This window comes from Francisella salimarina (assembly GCF_007923265.1).
GTDB lineage: Bacteria > Pseudomonadota > Gammaproteobacteria > Francisellales > Francisellaceae > Francisella > Francisella salimarina.
Genome location: NZ_VOJA01000001.1, coordinates 436,278 through 451,801, shown reverse-complemented (window position 1 = coordinate 451,801; position 15,524 = coordinate 436,278). Strand labels below are relative to the sequence as shown.

Genomic DNA, 15,524 nt, shown 5'->3' with positions numbered 1-15,524 from the left:
ATGCTAGCATATATATTATGGACAGTACTTTATGTATTGCTAATAGTTATTCCTCTTATACTTGTGGTTGCTTACTATACTTATGCTGAGCGTAAAGTTATAGGATATATGCAAGATAGATTGGGCCCAAATAGAGTAGGGTCATTTGGATTATTGCAACCGATATTTGATGCTTTGAAACTTTTTCTTAAAGAGATTGTTGTTCCGACTAATTCAAATAGATATTTGTTTTTTGTAGCACCAATTTTAGCATTTGCACCTGCTTATGCGGCATGGGCAGTTATTCCTTTTTCTAAAGGTGTAGTGTTGTCCGATATGAATCTTGGATTGTTATATATATTGGCAATGACATCTTTCTCAGTATATGGGATTGTAATAGCAGGATGGGCATCCAATAGTAAATACTCTTTGTTTGGTGCCCTCAGAGCAGGTGCTCAAGTTGTGTCTTATGAATTAGCTATGGGATTTGCAATAGTTGGTGTTGTAATTGCGGCTGGCTCTATGGGCATAACAGGCATTATTGAGTCTCAAGCCGGAGGTCTGTGGCATTGGTACTTTATACCTTTGTTCCCATTATTCGTAGTGTACTTTATCGCAGGTATTGCTGAGACTAATAGGGCACCTTTCGATGTGGTTGAGGGTGAGTCGGAAATTATTGCTGGTCATCATATTGAGTATACAGGATCTAGATTTGCACTATTCTTTTTAGCAGAGTATGCAAATATGATTTTGATTAGTATTTTAACTTCAATCATGTTTCTGGGAGGTTGGTGTTCACCATTTGAGGCTACTCCTTTAGAAGCTATATTTAACTTTGTGCCAGGAGTTGTATGGTTGTTTGCTAAGACGGGTATATTTATGTTTATGTTCTTGTGGGTGCGTGCGACATTCCCTAGATATAGATACGACCAAATTATGCGCTTAGGCTGGAAGATATTTATACCTTTAACATTTGTTTGGGTTGTAGTAGTGGCTTGTATGGTTAGGTTTGGTGTAGGACCTTGGTGGTAAAAAGGATAATATTATGAGAAATATAACAAGTTTTTTTAAAACCTTTCTACTTTGGGAACTTCTAAAAGGGATGAAGGTCACAGGTAAGCACTTTTTTACACGTAAGGTTACTGTGCAATATCCTGATGAGAAAACTCCTATCTCTAATAGGTTTAGAGGGTTGCATGCTTTAAGACGTTATGAGAACGGTGAAGAAAGATGTATTGCTTGTAAGTTGTGTGAGGTTGTATGTCCAGCATTAGCAATTACAATCAACTCTACTGAGAGAGAGGATGGATCACGTAGAACATCTAGTTATGAAATAGATTTATTTAAGTGTATTTTTTGTGGTTATTGTGAAGAATCATGCCCTGTGGATTCTATTGTTGAGACTAATATTCTTGAGTATCACTTTGAAGAACGTGGTGAAAATATTATGACAAAGGCTAAGCTTTTAGCTATTGGTGATAAATATGAAGCGCAGATAGCAGCTGATAGATTACAAGATAAGGATTTTAGGTAGAGAAATGGTAGTAACAGATATTTTATTTTACATATTTGCATCACTGGCTATTATTTCTGCTTTAGTGCTGGTTTTGGCAAATAATCCAGTAAACTCTGTAATAGCAATGATTTTTACATTCATCTTTACAGCAGCTGTATGGATAATTTTTCAGCAAGTATACTTGGCATTATTGTTGATAGTCGTATACGTAGGTGCGGTTCTAGTAATGTTTTTGTTCGTGGTATTCATGTTGGATCTACACGTAGAGAAACAAGGTAGAGTAGGGAGATTCTTCTATGCTTTTGCAGCTATTATAGTTTGTGCAGTATTTGCTACAGTTATTAGCTATGCCGCTACTAAAGTATTCGCGGGAGACTCTATGCAAGGTGGTGTTGGTGGACTTAAGGTTATAGGATTAACTATGTTTGATAATAGCAATCTATATGTATTTGAGTTGGTTGATTTTATTTTATTAGCAGCAATGACAGCAGCAATTACACTAACATTGAGATCTAAGCGTAAAGGTAACAAGTCTGTAAATCCTGCACAGCAGGTCAAAGTTAGAGCAAAAGATCGTCTAACTATGGTTAAGATACCAAGTAATAGAGAGGGCGCTAGAGATGAATAGTATTTCAGTTTCGGTTACGAATGGTTTGATTTTTAGTACATTGCTATTCGTAATAAGTGTTGCGGGCATAATTATTAACAGAAGAAATATTCTTATACTTTTAATGTCTATAGAATTAATGCTTCTAGCAGTTAATACTAATTTTCTGATATTTGCTAATATGCACCATCAAGCGATGGGTGGCGTTTTTGTTTTCTTTATAATGGCTGTGGCAGCAGCTGAGACAGCAATTGGTTTGGCAATTGTTGTGGCAATATTTAGGAAACGTAAAACTATTGATTTAAGTAAACTCAATACACTAAGAGGTTAAGAGCAAGCTATGATAATAAATACTCAAGTAGCAGCTGTACTAATAGCAGTCATAGTGTTATCACCATTGCTTGGTGCTCTGATTGCTGGATTTGGTGGCAAGTCTGTAAAGAATGCAGGTGTTAACTTTTTTACAATTTCTTTATGTGGTCTTTCTTTTGTCCTTAGTGTAATTTTAGCCTATGGTGTTTTTGCTGGATCAGAAGTTTATTCTGTAAGTTATTATCAGTGGGCTCCGATTTCAGATAAGTTTACATTTGATGTTGGTTTTACTGTAAATAAAATAACTGTATACATGATGTTGATAGTAACTTTTGTATCAACATTAGTACATGTTTACTCTATTGGTTACATGAAAGGTGAAGAAGGCTATGCAAGATTTTTTGCATATATTTCAGGATTTACCTTTGCAATGCTCTGCCTAGTTATGGGCAATAACTTCTTATTGCTATTTTTTGGATGGGAAGGTGTTGGTTTATTTTCATACCTATTAATTGGCTTTTATTTTAATAGAGATAAGGCTAACGTTGCTAGCTTGAGAGCGTTCATCGTAAATAGGATTGGTGACTTAGGATTTTTGCTAGGTATTGGGGCGGTTATTTTATATACTGGATCTGTTGACTATACAACGGTATTTGCAGCTTTATCAAATATTGATAATACTCAAACTATTCACTTCTTAGGTTTGAGCTTCAGCCCTGTTACATTGATGTGCTCGCTTCTTTTTATTGGTGCTATGGGTAAATCTGCTCAATTTCCGCTACATTCATGGTTAGAGGGTTCAATGGAAGGTCCGACACCAATTTCAGCACTAATCCATGCTGCTACAATGGTTACAGCTGGTGTATTTATGGTTGCTAGACTTTCTCCAATGTTTGTACTATCACCTGCTGCACTAAGTTTTGTGCTTATTATTGGTGCGATTACATGTTTGTTTATGGGCTTAATTGCGATAGTACAGACAGATATAAAAAGAGTAATTGCATATTGTACACTTTCTCAGCTTGGATATATGATGGTAGCTCAGGGCGCAGGAGCATTTTCTATTGGGATGTTCCATCTGATGACGCATGCTATGTTTAAAGCATTATTATTCTTGGCGGCTGGTTCTGTAATAGTTGCGATGCATCACGAGCAAGATATTCGTAGAATGGGTGGCTTAAGAAAGTATATGCCTGTTACATATTTATGTATGCTTATAGGTGCTTGGGCACTTGCAGCATTACCGCCATTCTCAGGTTTCTTTTCAAAGGATTTAATTATTGAAGCGGCGCAGTCTACGACTGTATACGGTCACCAGTTTGCGTACTACATGGTATTAGCATGTGCATTTGTGACATCTTTCTATATTTTTAGAATGTTTTTCTTGGTATTCCATGGTAAAGAGAGAATGTCAGAAGAAGAGAAGTCTCATATCAAAGAGTCGCCGTTTAGTATACTAATTCCATTGGTATTATTGGCTATACCTTCAGTATTCGTTGGCGAGTATTTCTTCACAAGTGTTTTATCGCAAAATCATGGTTTATTTGGTGATACTATAACTTCATATATTCAGGCAGGACTAGGTGGAGAGTCTGTTACAGCTCATCTTGCTAGTGAACCTGCTACAGCTAGTTCTATAGCATTTATAAAACATTCAATATCAACGGTACCATTCTGGTTAGCTTTTAGTGCTTTGGCTTTGGCTTATATTTTGTATATATGGTTGCCAGTTATACCAAGAGTGCTTGCAAACGCTAAGTCTGGGTTTGGTATTGTTTATCATATTTTAGTTAAGAAATACTTTATTGATACTCTTTATGATGTTGTATTTGTTAATATCTTCTTGGCTATTAGTACTTTCCTATGGAAAGCAGTAGATATCTTTATCATAGATAAAACAATTGTACATGGCACATCTAGTCTAATCTATCATACTGGTGATAGTTTTAGAAAAATTCAGCGTGGGTATCTGTTTGACTATGCTTTTGTAATGATGGTCGGTGTGTTGTTATTTATGATTTTGCTAATATCAGTATAGGTAGAGGGTAAACTAGTATTATGAATTTAGGTAATTACTTATTAAGTTTAATAATTTGGCTTCCAATAGTTGGTGGCTTTGTTGTATTAGCGACAAGAACAAAAGAGTTGCATGGTGATGCTGCACGTTGGGTAGCTTTGGTATTTAGCTGTTTAACTCTGGCTTTATGCATACCTTTGGTAGCATCTTTTGATTATAGTAGTTCTGCAATGCAGTTCCAAGAATCAGCAAAATGGTTCAAAGTATTTGGCATGCATGATATTTATTATGGTCTAGGTGTTGATGGGTTTTCAGTTTTATTTATTGTTTTAACAAGTTTTGCTACTTTAGTTATTGTTCTAGCAGCTTGGACTTCTATCAAAACAAAAGTTAGACAATACATGGCGATATTTTTGATTACTTGTGGTCTGACAAATGGTGTTTTCTGTGCAACAGACTCTATACTTTACTATGTTTTTTGGGAAGCGTTATTGATTCCAACTTGTTTAGGTATAGGTATTTGGGGTGGTAAGAACAAAGCATATGCAGCTGTTAAATATTTTATGTATACTTTCTTTGGTTCGGTATTTTTACTAGCTGCGATTTTATATATTCAAACAAGAGTAGCGGCATCTCCAGCTGACTTATTGGTAAGTGCAGACACCTATTCAATCCAAAACTTTATTGCATGGGCTGCTCAGTCAAATGGGTTGGCAGACTCTGTTAAGTTTACACTTACTGCTCAATGGTTAATATTTGGTGCTTTCTTCTTAGCCTTTGCTGTTAAAATTCCGATGTGGCCGTTCCATTCATGGTTACCAGATGCTCACTCAGAGGCTCCAGCTGGAGGTTCTGTCATACTTGCAGCACTTATGCTTAAGCTAGGTGCTTATGGTTTCTTAAGATTCGCAATACCAATGCTACCTGAAGTTACAGCATCATTAGAGTACGTACTGATAATTATGTCTTTGATAGCTATTGTCTATGTTGGTGTGGTTGCAGTTGCTCAGACTGATGTCAAAAGACTGATAGCATATTCATCAATTTCGCATATGGGTCTTGTTACATTAGGTTTGTTCTCTATTTTCATACTTAAGAGTGCCGATCCTGTACTTGGTACAACTAATGCGCAATTAGCACTACAGGGTGCTGTATTTCAGATGATTGCTCATGCGTTTTCTTCTGGTGGCATGTTTATTGGTATTGGTTATCTATACTTAAGAATGCATACAAGAGAAATATCAGACTTCTCAGGTGTAGCTAAGACTATGCCAATATTCGCAATGTTTTTCTTACTTTTCTGTATGGCTAATGTAGGTTTACCAGGCACTAGTGGCTTTGTCGGCGAGTTTATGATTTTGTTGGCTGTATTCCAGTACTCTCCATTAATAGCATTAATTGCTGGTTTAACTTTGGTTATAGCGCCAATTTATACTCTATGGATGTATAAGAGGGTGTTTTTTGGAGAAGTGGTATCTACGCAAGTAGCGAACCTGACTGATTTGAATAAGATGGAGCTATTTGTATTTATATTGTTAGCGGTACCAACTTTATTGTTTGGTTTTTATCCAGAGCCGATACTGCATCTTTCAGAAGCTGCTTCGGCTAATATTGTTGGTTTATCTCTATAGGGTGGTGTTTTGATTATGAGTTTATCAATTCTTTATATATTGCCAGAAATACTATTAGCACTAGGTGTGATAGTTGTAATGTTTTCTGGGCTTTTTTTACACGGTAAAATTAGGAATATTAACTACATATTCTTTCAAGTATTTACGCTACTTGCTCTTGTTGCTACTTTTGCTAAAGAATACTTAATCCAAAATAGTAGCTCTGTTTTTGAGGGGCAAGTTGTATTCAGTGGTTTTGCTTATACGTTACAGTTAGTGATACTTGTATTGGCAGTATTCGTGGCGCTATATTCAAGAGAGTATGTGAAAGATAGAAAAATATCAGATGGTGATTTTTATACACTTTTGATGCTGTGTGTCTTAGGTGCGATGGTTCTTACAGCTGCACATAGTTTGGTTACAATCTATATTGGTTTAGAGTTATTGTCATTACCAATGTATGCACTAATAGCAATTTATAGAGATTCTAGTACAGGCCTTGAAGCTGCTATTAAATATTTCGTATTAGGGGCTATTGCTTCAGCTTTATTGTTATTTGGTATGTCATTTGTATATGGTATGACAGGTCAACTTGATATTACTGATATTGCAACTGCACTTTCACAAGGAAATTTCACAGGCTTAGAGCAGCAGTTCTTACTTGTATGTTTAGTTATGATGATAGCAACTTTCTTATTCAAGTTAGGAGCTTTCCCATTTCATATGTGGTTGCCGGATGTTTATCAGGGGGCGCCAAATGCCGTTGCCAATATTGTTGCGACTATTCCAAAAGTAGCAGCATTTGCTATGCTTGTTAATATTTTATTTGTAGGCTTTCCATCGCTTAAAGATTCTTGGATATACTTATTCAGAGTTATAGGTATATTGTCGATATTCTTTGGTAGTTTAGTGGCTTTATCGCAAACAAACGTTAAAAGACTTTTGGGTTATTCTACAGTATCACAAATAGGTTTTGTTTTATTAGCTACTACGCTTAATCCGCAAGGTTATGCCTTAACAGCAGCTAGTTTCTATGTAATAGTTTATGTTTTTACTACTCTAGCCGCGTTTGGGGTATTAACTACAATCTCTGTTGGCGGTTATGAAGTTCAAGATCTTAAAGATCTAAAAGGTTTCAATACAAAAGACTCTTGGTTAGCATTTATACTGCTGATAGTTTTGTTCTCTATGGCGGGGATTCCTCCATTCGGTGGTTTCATAGCAAAATTATTTGTTATTATGGGCTTAATTAATGATGGCAGTTATGTATTGGCATGTTTTGTGCTATTTATGGCTGTTGTGGCATCATTCTATTATGTAAGAGTTATTAGGACTATGTATTTTGATGAGCCAGAGAATAATGAGACAGTTAAGCCTCCAATGACATCTCTTATAGCACTAAGTATCAATGGTTTAGTTCTTTTATTCTTAGGTATTATGCCAATGCTTCTTCTTGGTGTTCTTACTCAAGTTACTAACGTTATTTAAGTTTCAATAGTTTATTGCCTATTCTTGTCATAACTTTTATACTTTTATGTAAAGATAATTTAATGCTGTTTTTCTATGAAAGAAATTTTAGGTCCAATCAATGATGTAATCAAAAACTCGAAAGATAATATTATTAATAAAAGTTTAAAAAAACTTGATGTGGTGAGTAGAGAAGAGTTTGAAATACAGAAAAAAATTCTTTTGAAAACACGTCAAAAATTAGAGCAGATCGAAGCTAAGCTGGATAAATTAATAGCTGAGAAAGAGTGAGATGTCTTTAGCAATTCTAAAAAGTCGAGCTCAATTGGGTATTGAAGCACCGCTTGTCTCGATAGAAGTTCATTTGTCAAATGGTCTGCCTGGCTTATCAATAGTAGGCTTACCAGAAGCAGCTGTCAAAGAGAGCAAAGATCGTGTTAGAAGTGCTATCATAAACTCGGGATTTAATTTTCCAAATAAACGTATCACAATTAATCTTGCCCCTGCAGACTTACCTAAGAGTAGTGGAAGATTTGATTTGCCTATAGCATTAGGTATTTTATATGCATCAGGCCAAATAAATATTGTTAGAAATGTTGAAGATTTCGAGTTTGCTGGAGAGTTGTCTCTAGGTGGTGAGCTTAGGAAAATTTCTAGTGCGATACCGATGGCTATTAAGTGTGTTGCGAATAACAAAAAACTTGTGATACCTATTCATAATGAAAAAGAGATTGCTTTAGTTGAAGATGTTTGTGCTTACTCTTTTGAGACTCTAAAAGAAATCGTAGGTTTTTTGTCTGGTGAAGATAAAGCTTTGGTAGAACAATTACAAGAAATTGACTTTGAGAGACTGTATTCTGATTTAGAAGATGTCAAAGGACAATATCAGGCTAGACGCGCTTTGGAAATTGCAGCAGCAGGTGGTCATAATATTCTTTTAGTTGGTCCACCGGGAACTGGTAAGACTATGCTTGCTAGTAGGCTTAATTCTATTTTGCCACCATTAGACAAGAAAGAAGCCCTTTCATCAGCGATGATTGCTTCAATTAAAGGTGAATCAGGGATAGCAGAAAGTTTTTATAAAAGACCATTTCGTCATCCTCATCATACTTCTTCAGGTGTTTCTTTGGTTGGAGGTGGTAGCAACCCTATGCCTGGTGAAATATCTTTAGCTCATAATGGCGTGTTATTCCTTGATGAGTTGCCAGAGTTTGACCGTAAGGTTCTAGAGGTTTTAAGAGAACCTCTAGAGACGGGAGTTGTAAATATTTCTAGAGCAAAGTGTCAGGTAGAGTATCCAGCGAATTTCCAATTGATAGCTGCTATGAATCCTTGTCCGTGTGGGTATTTAGGATCGCAGTATAAAGAGTGCTCAGATTCAATTCAATCAATTAGAAGATATCAAAGTAAGCTTTCGGGACCTCTTTTGGATAGAATTGATTTGCAGGTTGAGGTTCTTGAGCTAGCAAAAGAGGATCTAACAAATCAAGAGTTAAGAGGCGAAAAAAGTAGTATAATTAGGGAGCGAGTTAAAAAGGCGAGAGATATCCAGATCACTAGGCAAGGTAAAATAAATTCAATGCTAACAAGTAAAGAGTTAGACGAGATTTGTGACCTTGATGAAGAAAGTAAAAAAATGCTAACGCTAGCTATAGAAAAGCTTGGACTATCTGCCAGAGGGTACTATAAAATACTCAAAGTTGCTCGAACAATAGCAGATTTAAGCGGATGCAAGAAAATTGAAAAACTAGCAATCCAAGAAGCTATAGGTTACAGAAAAATGGACAAGTTTTTTAAATAGTCCTTCACAATAAATTTAAAGGTATATTTTAAATATGAGAAAGTTGTTTTTGGATGCTTTTAAGCATGAGAAATTAGAAAAACCACCGATATGGATAATGCGTCAAGCTGGTAGATATTTACCAGAATATCGTGCAGTAAGATCAAAGTTTGAGAACTTTATGGATATGTGTCGCAATGCAGATGCTTGTTGTGAGGTGGCACTACACCCGCTAGAAAGATATGATCTTGATGCTGCAATTGTATTTTCAGATATTTTAACTATTCCTGAAGCAATGGGTATGGATCTGAAATTTATCAAGGGAGTTGGTCCTGTATTTTCTGATCCTATTGAGTCAGAAAAGGATTTAAATAGGTTAAAGTCAGCAGAAGATAGTGTTGGTGATTTGGAATATGTTTACAATGCTGTTAGAACTACGAAGGCTGCTATAAATGTACCTCTTATAGGTTTTACTGGAAGTCCATGGACACTTGCTGCATATATGATTGAGGGCTCTGGCTCAAAACAGTTTAATAAACTAAGAAAAATGATGTATGCAAATCCTCAATTGATGCACGCACTTCTTCAAAGGTTAGCGGATATAACAGTGATTTACCTGCTTGAGCAAGTCAAAGCCGGTGCTAGTTCTTTAATGATTTTTGACACTTGGGGAGGGATTCTACCTTTAGAACAATATAAAGAATTTTCATTAAAGTATATGGAGTATATTGCTAAAAATGTGAAGCAGAAATCTAATGTTCCTGTAGTTTTCTTCACAAAAGGAGGGGCAAACTTTTTTGAGGAGTTTAAAGATAAGTCATGTGATGGGGTTGGTGTTGATTGGAGTGTAACTCTAGATCAAGCACGCCATAGGATAGGTGTAGGTAAGGTTCTGCAAGGCAATTTTGATCCGGCATTCTTGTATGGCACACCTGATAGTATCAGAAGTACGGTTAAGAAAAGTATGGAGTTTATCCAGTTAGATAAGCTGAATAATTATATTGTAAATTTAGGTCATGGGATATATCCTGATATTGACCCTGACAATGTAAAAGTTATGATAGATGCTATAAGAGAGTTTAGTATTTAAAAAAAGAGATTATTATAAGGCTTGACATCCACTGAAATGTTGTTATTATATATTCTCATAGACGCGGGGTGGAGCAGCTTGGTAGCTCGTCGGGCTCATAACCCGAAGGTCGTAGGTTCAAATCCTGCCCCCGCTACCAAAAGTTTTTATTTTATAAAGGCCCTTCAAGGGCCTTTTTGCTATCTAGAGGGTATGCAAAATCTAAGGGGTGAAAATGTTACTAGATGATTTGTATGAAATAGTAGAACCCATCACAGCTGATTTAGGCTATATTTTATGGGGAATAGAGGTTGTAGGTACTGGTAAGCTTACAATACGTATCTTTATTGATCATGAGAATGGTGTTTCAGTTGATGACTGTCAGGTTGTAAGTAAAGAGGTGAGTGCAATTTTTGATGTGGAAGATCCTATCTCAGATAAGTATGTTCTAGAAGTATCTTCTCCGGGTATGAATCGCCAAATTTTTAATATTATTCAAGCACAAGCTTTGATAGGATTTAATGTTAAGGCAGTTACTTTAACACCAGTTGAGTCTCAAACAAAATTTAAAGGTGTGCTTGAGAGAGTTGAAGGCAATGATGTTACTCTAAAGCTTGATGATGGTAAAGAAGTCAGTTTTGATTTTGATGAGCTTAAGAAGTTTAGAGTTTCGCCAGATTTTAGTTAGATAGAGGGATTAGGTATGAGCAAAGAATTATTGTTAGTATTAGAGACTGTAGCAAATGAAAAAGATATTTCAAAAGATCTTTTGTTCGAGGCTATGGAAGAAGCATTGGCTATTATAACTAAAAAAGAGCTTGATGAGCACATGAATATCGAAGTTAAAATCGATAGAGTTACAGGAGATTTTAAGGCAGATCGAGTTTGGCATATCGTCTCTGAAGATGAGGATTTGATTGATTATTCAAAAGAGCTTTATGAAGACGTGGCACAAGAAAAGGGCTATGATGTTAAAGCTGGTGACGTAATACGTGAGTCTGTCGAGGTCAAAGAATATGGGCGTATTGCTGCTACTATGGCAAAACAGATTTTAATGAAAAAAATCAAAAATTTTGAAAGAGAGAAAACAGCTAAATTTTATCAAAGTAAAATTGGTGATATTGTTTACGGAGAGGTTAAAAGAGCAACCTATGAGATCCTTGTTATCGATCTTGGTAATAACGCAGAAGGTATCCTACCTAAAAAAGACTTGATTTCGAGAGAAAGATTCCGTGTTGGTGATAAAATTAGAGCATGTGTTGAGAATGTCGAGGTTGATGAGTTTGGCAAACCAAGCACAGTCATGCTTAGTCGTGCTAGCAATATGATGCTTAAGGCATTGTTTAAGCTTGAGGTTCCTGAAGTAGAAGAAGAGCTGATAAACGTAGTAAATGTTGTTCGTGAACCAGGTTTTAGATCAAAGGTAACAGTTAAAAGTAATGATCAGAGAATAGATCCATGTGGTGCTTGTGTTGGTGTTAGAGGATCTAGAATACACTCTATTATGAGTGAGCTAAATGGTGAAAAGGTAGATGTTATTCTATGGGATGAGGATATGGTTCAATATGCAATCAACTCTTTGTCACCAGTTGACTCTGAAGATATCTTGGAAGTAAATGTTGATGAAGAAACTAGCTCAATGGATATCGTAGTTAAGCAAGAAAGCCTATCAAAAGCTATTGGTAAGAATGGGGTTAATGTTAGATTGGCGAGTGCTCTTATTGGTTGGAAGATAAATGTTTTATCTGATACTGAGCAAGAAGAGAAACAAATGACGATAGTTGAAAAGTTTGTGGATGCATTGGATATTGATCATGACTTTGCACTAGTGTTAATCGAAGAAGGTATCGAAACATTGGAAGATTTAGCGTATCTTGATAGAGATGAGTTGCTAGAGATTGAAGGTTTTGATGAAGAGATAGTAGATGAACTTCAAGAGAGAGCAAAAGCTGTAATATTATCTCAGGCGTTGGGTGGTAAGAAGCCTGCTGAAGACTTGCTTAATATGCAAGGTATGGATTCGGAGCTGGCTAATAAGTTAGCTCAAAATAATGTAGTAACAATGGAAAATCTAGCAGAGCTATCTGTAGATGAGTTGCTTGATATTGTTGCTATTGATGAAAAACAAGCAACAGATTTGATAATGCAAGCAAGAGCCCCTTGGTTTGAATAGGAAGTACGAATCAAAATAGTACAAAGGAGAGGGAAATGGCAGAAATTACAGTTGGGCAGTTGGCACAACAAACAAATAAAGATGTAAGCACTTTGCTGAATCAGCTTAAATCTTTTGGTATTGAAAAGAATAGTGAAAAAGATACTTTAAGTCCAGAAGAGATGAAGACTCTTTTAGAGAAGATTAATAGTACAAAGAATTCAGTTGCTAGGAAGAAAGTGACTTCACTTAAGCTTGATGGTAAACATAAGATAAATGTATCAGTTAAGAAAAAGAGACGAGTTGCAAAGAAGGTAGAAGAACAACCTAATATAAAAGTAGAGAAGTCTAATACTGAAGAGTCTAAGCCAATAGTTGATAGTAAAGAAAATCAAGTAGCTGATAGTGTGAATGCTCAAGAGCAACATGTTAATGCTGAACAGCAAAAGCAGGAAAAACCTGTCTCAAAACCTGTTGTCAAAGATAGTGGCTTTAAAATCACATCAATGCCTGAAGTTAAGGTACAAGAAGCTAAGTCTCAAGACGATGAAAAGTCTGCCGCTGCTAAACAAGCTAAGAAAAAAGCTACAAAGAAAGTTTTCTCTGAACCTGCTAATAGTAATACTAAGTACAAGAGGGAAGAGGAAGAGAGAAAATCAAAGGCTAAAAAAGCTGGTGGTAAAGGCTTCAAAAAGGCTAATCCAAGACAACTGTCGCAGCTTGCAGGTGATATGGATTCATTTGATGAGTTCGGCAGTAAAAAAGGTAAACTAAAAGCTCCTAAAGTTAAAAAACAAGAGTTTACAAAACCTGTTGAAAATACAGTGAAGACAGTTGAAATACATGAAGGTATTACAGTTAGTGATTTAGCTAATAAAATGGCTGTAAAAGGTGCTGAAATTGTTAAAGTATTGTTTAATATGGGTGTGATGGCTACGATTAATCAGTCATTAGATCAGGAGACAGCTGTTCTGATTGTTGAAGAAATGGGTCATAAGTATACATTACATAATGAAAATGCTCTTGAAGAAGCCGTTACTACAGTTGATAGAAGTTTGCATAAAAAGATTTCTCGTGCACCAGTTGTGACTATTATGGGTCATGTGGATCACGGTAAGACCTCATTGTTGGACTATATACGTAAAGCAAGGGTTGTAGCAGGAGAAGCAGGTGGTATAACACAGCATATTGGTGCATACTCTGTTGAAACGAGTAAAGGATCGATTACATTCTTAGATACTCCGGGACATGAGGCATTTACATCAATGCGTGCTCGTGGTGCTAAAAGTACAGATATTGTGATTCTAGTTGTTGCCGCAGATGATGGGGTTATGCCTCAAACTGAAGAGGCTATTCAGCATGCTAAAGCAGCAGGTGTTCCAATTGTTGTAGCTGTAAATAAGATTGATAAACCAGAAGCTGATCCAGATAGGGTTATTGGTGAGTTAGCTCAGCGTAATGTGATTCCAGAATCTTGGGGAGGAGATGTTATGTTTGCTAATGTTTCCGCTAAAACTGGTGAGGGTGTTGCTGAACTATTAGATGCTGTATTATTACAATCAGAAGTTCTGGAATTAGAGGCGTTTGCTGAGGGCTTGGCTGAAGGTGTTGTTATTGAATCTCGCTTAGAGAAAGGGCGTGGTCCAGTCGCGACTGTACTGGTTCAAAATGGTAGTCTTAAGCAAGGCGATAATATCTTGTGTGGTACTGAGTACGGTAGAGTCAGAGCTATGCATGATGATCTAGGTAAGAAGATTAAAACAGCAGGTCCAGCTACTCCTGTAGAAATACTTGGTCTGTCTGGTGTTCCAGCAGCTGGTGATGATGTAGTCGTTATTGATAATGAGAAGAAGGCTAAAGAGCTTGCAGCACAAAGATCTCAAAGACAGAAAGAAGCTAAAATAGCTCAAGAGCAAGCACTTAAGTTGTCCAATATGTTTAGCAATATGGGCAAAGAAGGTGAACAACAAGTTCTTAAAATTATTCTTAAAGGTGATGTGCAGGGTTCAGTTGAAGCAATTAGAGAGTCTTTACTTAAACTTTCGACAGATGAGGTTAAGGTTGATATTATCGCAAGTGGAATTGGAGCTATTACTTCTTCTGATGTGACACTAGCAGTTGCGTCTATGGCTGTGATTGTTGGTTTCAATGTGCGTGCTGATGGTGCTGCGAAAAAGCTTGCTGAAACAGATGGTGTAGAGCTTCGTTATTATAATATTATCTATGATTTGATAGATGATGTTAAAAAAGCAATGACTGGTCTTCTATCTCCAGAAATGAAAGAGCAAATTATTGGTATTGCGGAAGTTAGGGAAGTCTATAGATCTTCTAAATTTGGCTCAATTGCTGGTTGTATGGTAGTTGAAGGTACTGTTAAACGTACAAATCCTATTCGTGTCTTGAGAGATAACGTGGTTATTTATGAAGGTAGTCTTGAGTCACTTAAGAGATTTAAGGATGATGCTAATGAAGTTAAAAAAGGTATGGAGTGCGGTATCGGTGTCAAGAACTATAATGACGTCCGTGAAGGTGACCAGATAGAAGTATTTGAAGTTATTGAGGTTGCTAAGGAGTTATAGTTATGGCTGCAGAAGGTAGAGTGCAACGAGTGGCGAGTGAGTTACAAAAAGTAATATCTTTACTATTGCGTACAAAAATTAAAGATCCCAAGCTTGCTACTGCAACTATTACAGAGATAGAGCTTTCTAAGGATTTATCTTATGCAAAGGTATACTATACCTGCTTAGACACTCAGGAAGCTCAATATATATCTAAAGCTTTTGATAAGTCAAAGGGCTTTTTTAGATCATCTATAGCTAAATCACTAAATCTTAGAATAGTTCCAAATCTTAAATTTATTTATGATAAATCTCTTGATTACGGAATGGAGATGGAAGGAAAAATCCAACAAGCATTAGATGCTGATTCAAAGATAATTAAACAAGATGATAAGTCATTACAAGAAAACTATAAAGATAGTGTTACAGAAACTAAAGTTGAAAAATTAAGGTAGGT

Annotated in this window: 14 protein-coding genes and 1 tRNA gene; all 15 read left to right on the top strand. The window is 36.2% G+C overall.

The genetic code is table 11. From position 1 onward, the window contains the following. On the top strand, positions 1–1,011 hold the full coding sequence (nuoH, locus tag FQ699_RS02145; RefSeq protein ID WP_146420918.1) for an NADH-quinone oxidoreductase subunit NuoH: 1,011 nt from the start codon (positions 1–3) through the stop codon (positions 1,009–1,011). 13 nt (positions 1,012–1,024) lie between these two features. Then, positions 1,025–1,513, top strand: coding sequence for an NADH-quinone oxidoreductase subunit NuoI (gene nuoI, locus FQ699_RS02140; protein ID WP_012280348.1), 489 nt, complete (start codon positions 1,025–1,027; stop codon positions 1,511–1,513). Between the two features lie 4 nt (positions 1,514–1,517). Further along, the gene (locus FQ699_RS02135) at positions 1,518–2,123 is read left to right on the top strand and encodes an NADH-quinone oxidoreductase subunit J (RefSeq protein WP_146420917.1); all 606 of its coding nucleotides are present in this window, start codon (positions 1,518–1,520) and stop codon (positions 2,121–2,123) included. Then, entirely contained in the window at positions 2,116–2,433 is a 318-nt protein-coding gene (gene nuoK, locus FQ699_RS02130) for an NADH-quinone oxidoreductase subunit NuoK (RefSeq protein ID WP_004286961.1), read from the top strand. Before FQ699_RS02135 ends, nuoK begins: the two co-directional genes overlap by 8 nt. 9 nt (positions 2,434–2,442) lie before the next feature. Then, positions 2,443–4,452, top strand: a complete 2,010-nt coding sequence (nuoL, locus tag FQ699_RS02125) for an NADH-quinone oxidoreductase subunit L (protein ID WP_146420916.1) — start codon at positions 2,443–2,445, stop codon at positions 4,450–4,452. A 20-nt stretch (positions 4,453–4,472) separates the two neighbouring features. Beyond that, positions 4,473–6,062 carry a complex I subunit 4 family protein gene (locus FQ699_RS02120; RefSeq protein ID WP_004286963.1) on the top strand — a complete coding sequence of 530 codons (1,590 nt, stop codon included), beginning with the start codon at positions 4,473–4,475 and terminating at the stop codon, positions 6,060–6,062. Between the two features lie 15 nt (positions 6,063–6,077). Then, on the top strand, positions 6,078–7,529 hold the full coding sequence (locus FQ699_RS02115; protein ID WP_004286964.1) for an NADH-quinone oxidoreductase subunit N: 1,452 nt from the start codon (positions 6,078–6,080) through the stop codon (positions 7,527–7,529). A gap of 75 nt (positions 7,530–7,604) precedes the next feature. Further along, the gene (locus FQ699_RS02110) at positions 7,605–7,799 is read left to right on the top strand and encodes an accessory factor UbiK family protein (protein ID WP_012280351.1); all 195 of its coding nucleotides are present in this window, start codon (positions 7,605–7,607) and stop codon (positions 7,797–7,799) included. 1 nt (position 7,800) lies between these two features. Further along, positions 7,801–9,309: a YifB family Mg chelatase-like AAA ATPase gene (locus tag FQ699_RS02105; RefSeq protein ID WP_146420915.1), complete on the top strand. Its 1,509-nt coding sequence runs from the start codon at positions 7,801–7,803 to the stop codon at positions 9,307–9,309. 34 nt (positions 9,310–9,343) lie between these two features. Then, entirely contained in the window at positions 9,344–10,378 is a 1,035-nt protein-coding gene (gene hemE / locus FQ699_RS02100) for a uroporphyrinogen decarboxylase (RefSeq protein ID WP_146420914.1), read from the top strand. Between the two features lie 62 nt (positions 10,379–10,440). Next, positions 10,441–10,517: transfer RNA gene (locus tag FQ699_RS02095), tRNA-Met, on the top strand. 75 nt (positions 10,518–10,592) lie between these two features. After that, positions 10,593–11,045 (top strand): ribosome maturation factor RimP, encoded by a 453-nt coding sequence (gene rimP / locus FQ699_RS02090; protein WP_013922318.1) that lies wholly within the window; start codon positions 10,593–10,595, stop codon positions 11,043–11,045. 15 nt (positions 11,046–11,060) lie between these two features. Next, entirely contained in the window at positions 11,061–12,530 is a 1,470-nt protein-coding gene (gene nusA, locus FQ699_RS02085; protein ID WP_146420913.1) for a transcription termination factor NusA, read from the top strand. A gap of 35 nt (positions 12,531–12,565) precedes the next feature. Then, entirely contained in the window at positions 12,566–15,088 is a 2,523-nt protein-coding gene (infB, locus tag FQ699_RS02080; protein WP_146420912.1) for a translation initiation factor IF-2, read from the top strand. A gap of 2 nt (positions 15,089–15,090) precedes the next feature. After that, positions 15,091–15,522 (top strand): 30S ribosome-binding factor RbfA, encoded by a 432-nt coding sequence (gene rbfA, locus FQ699_RS02075; protein WP_146420911.1) that lies wholly within the window; start codon positions 15,091–15,093, stop codon positions 15,520–15,522. Positions 15,523–15,524 lie beyond the last annotated feature (2 nt).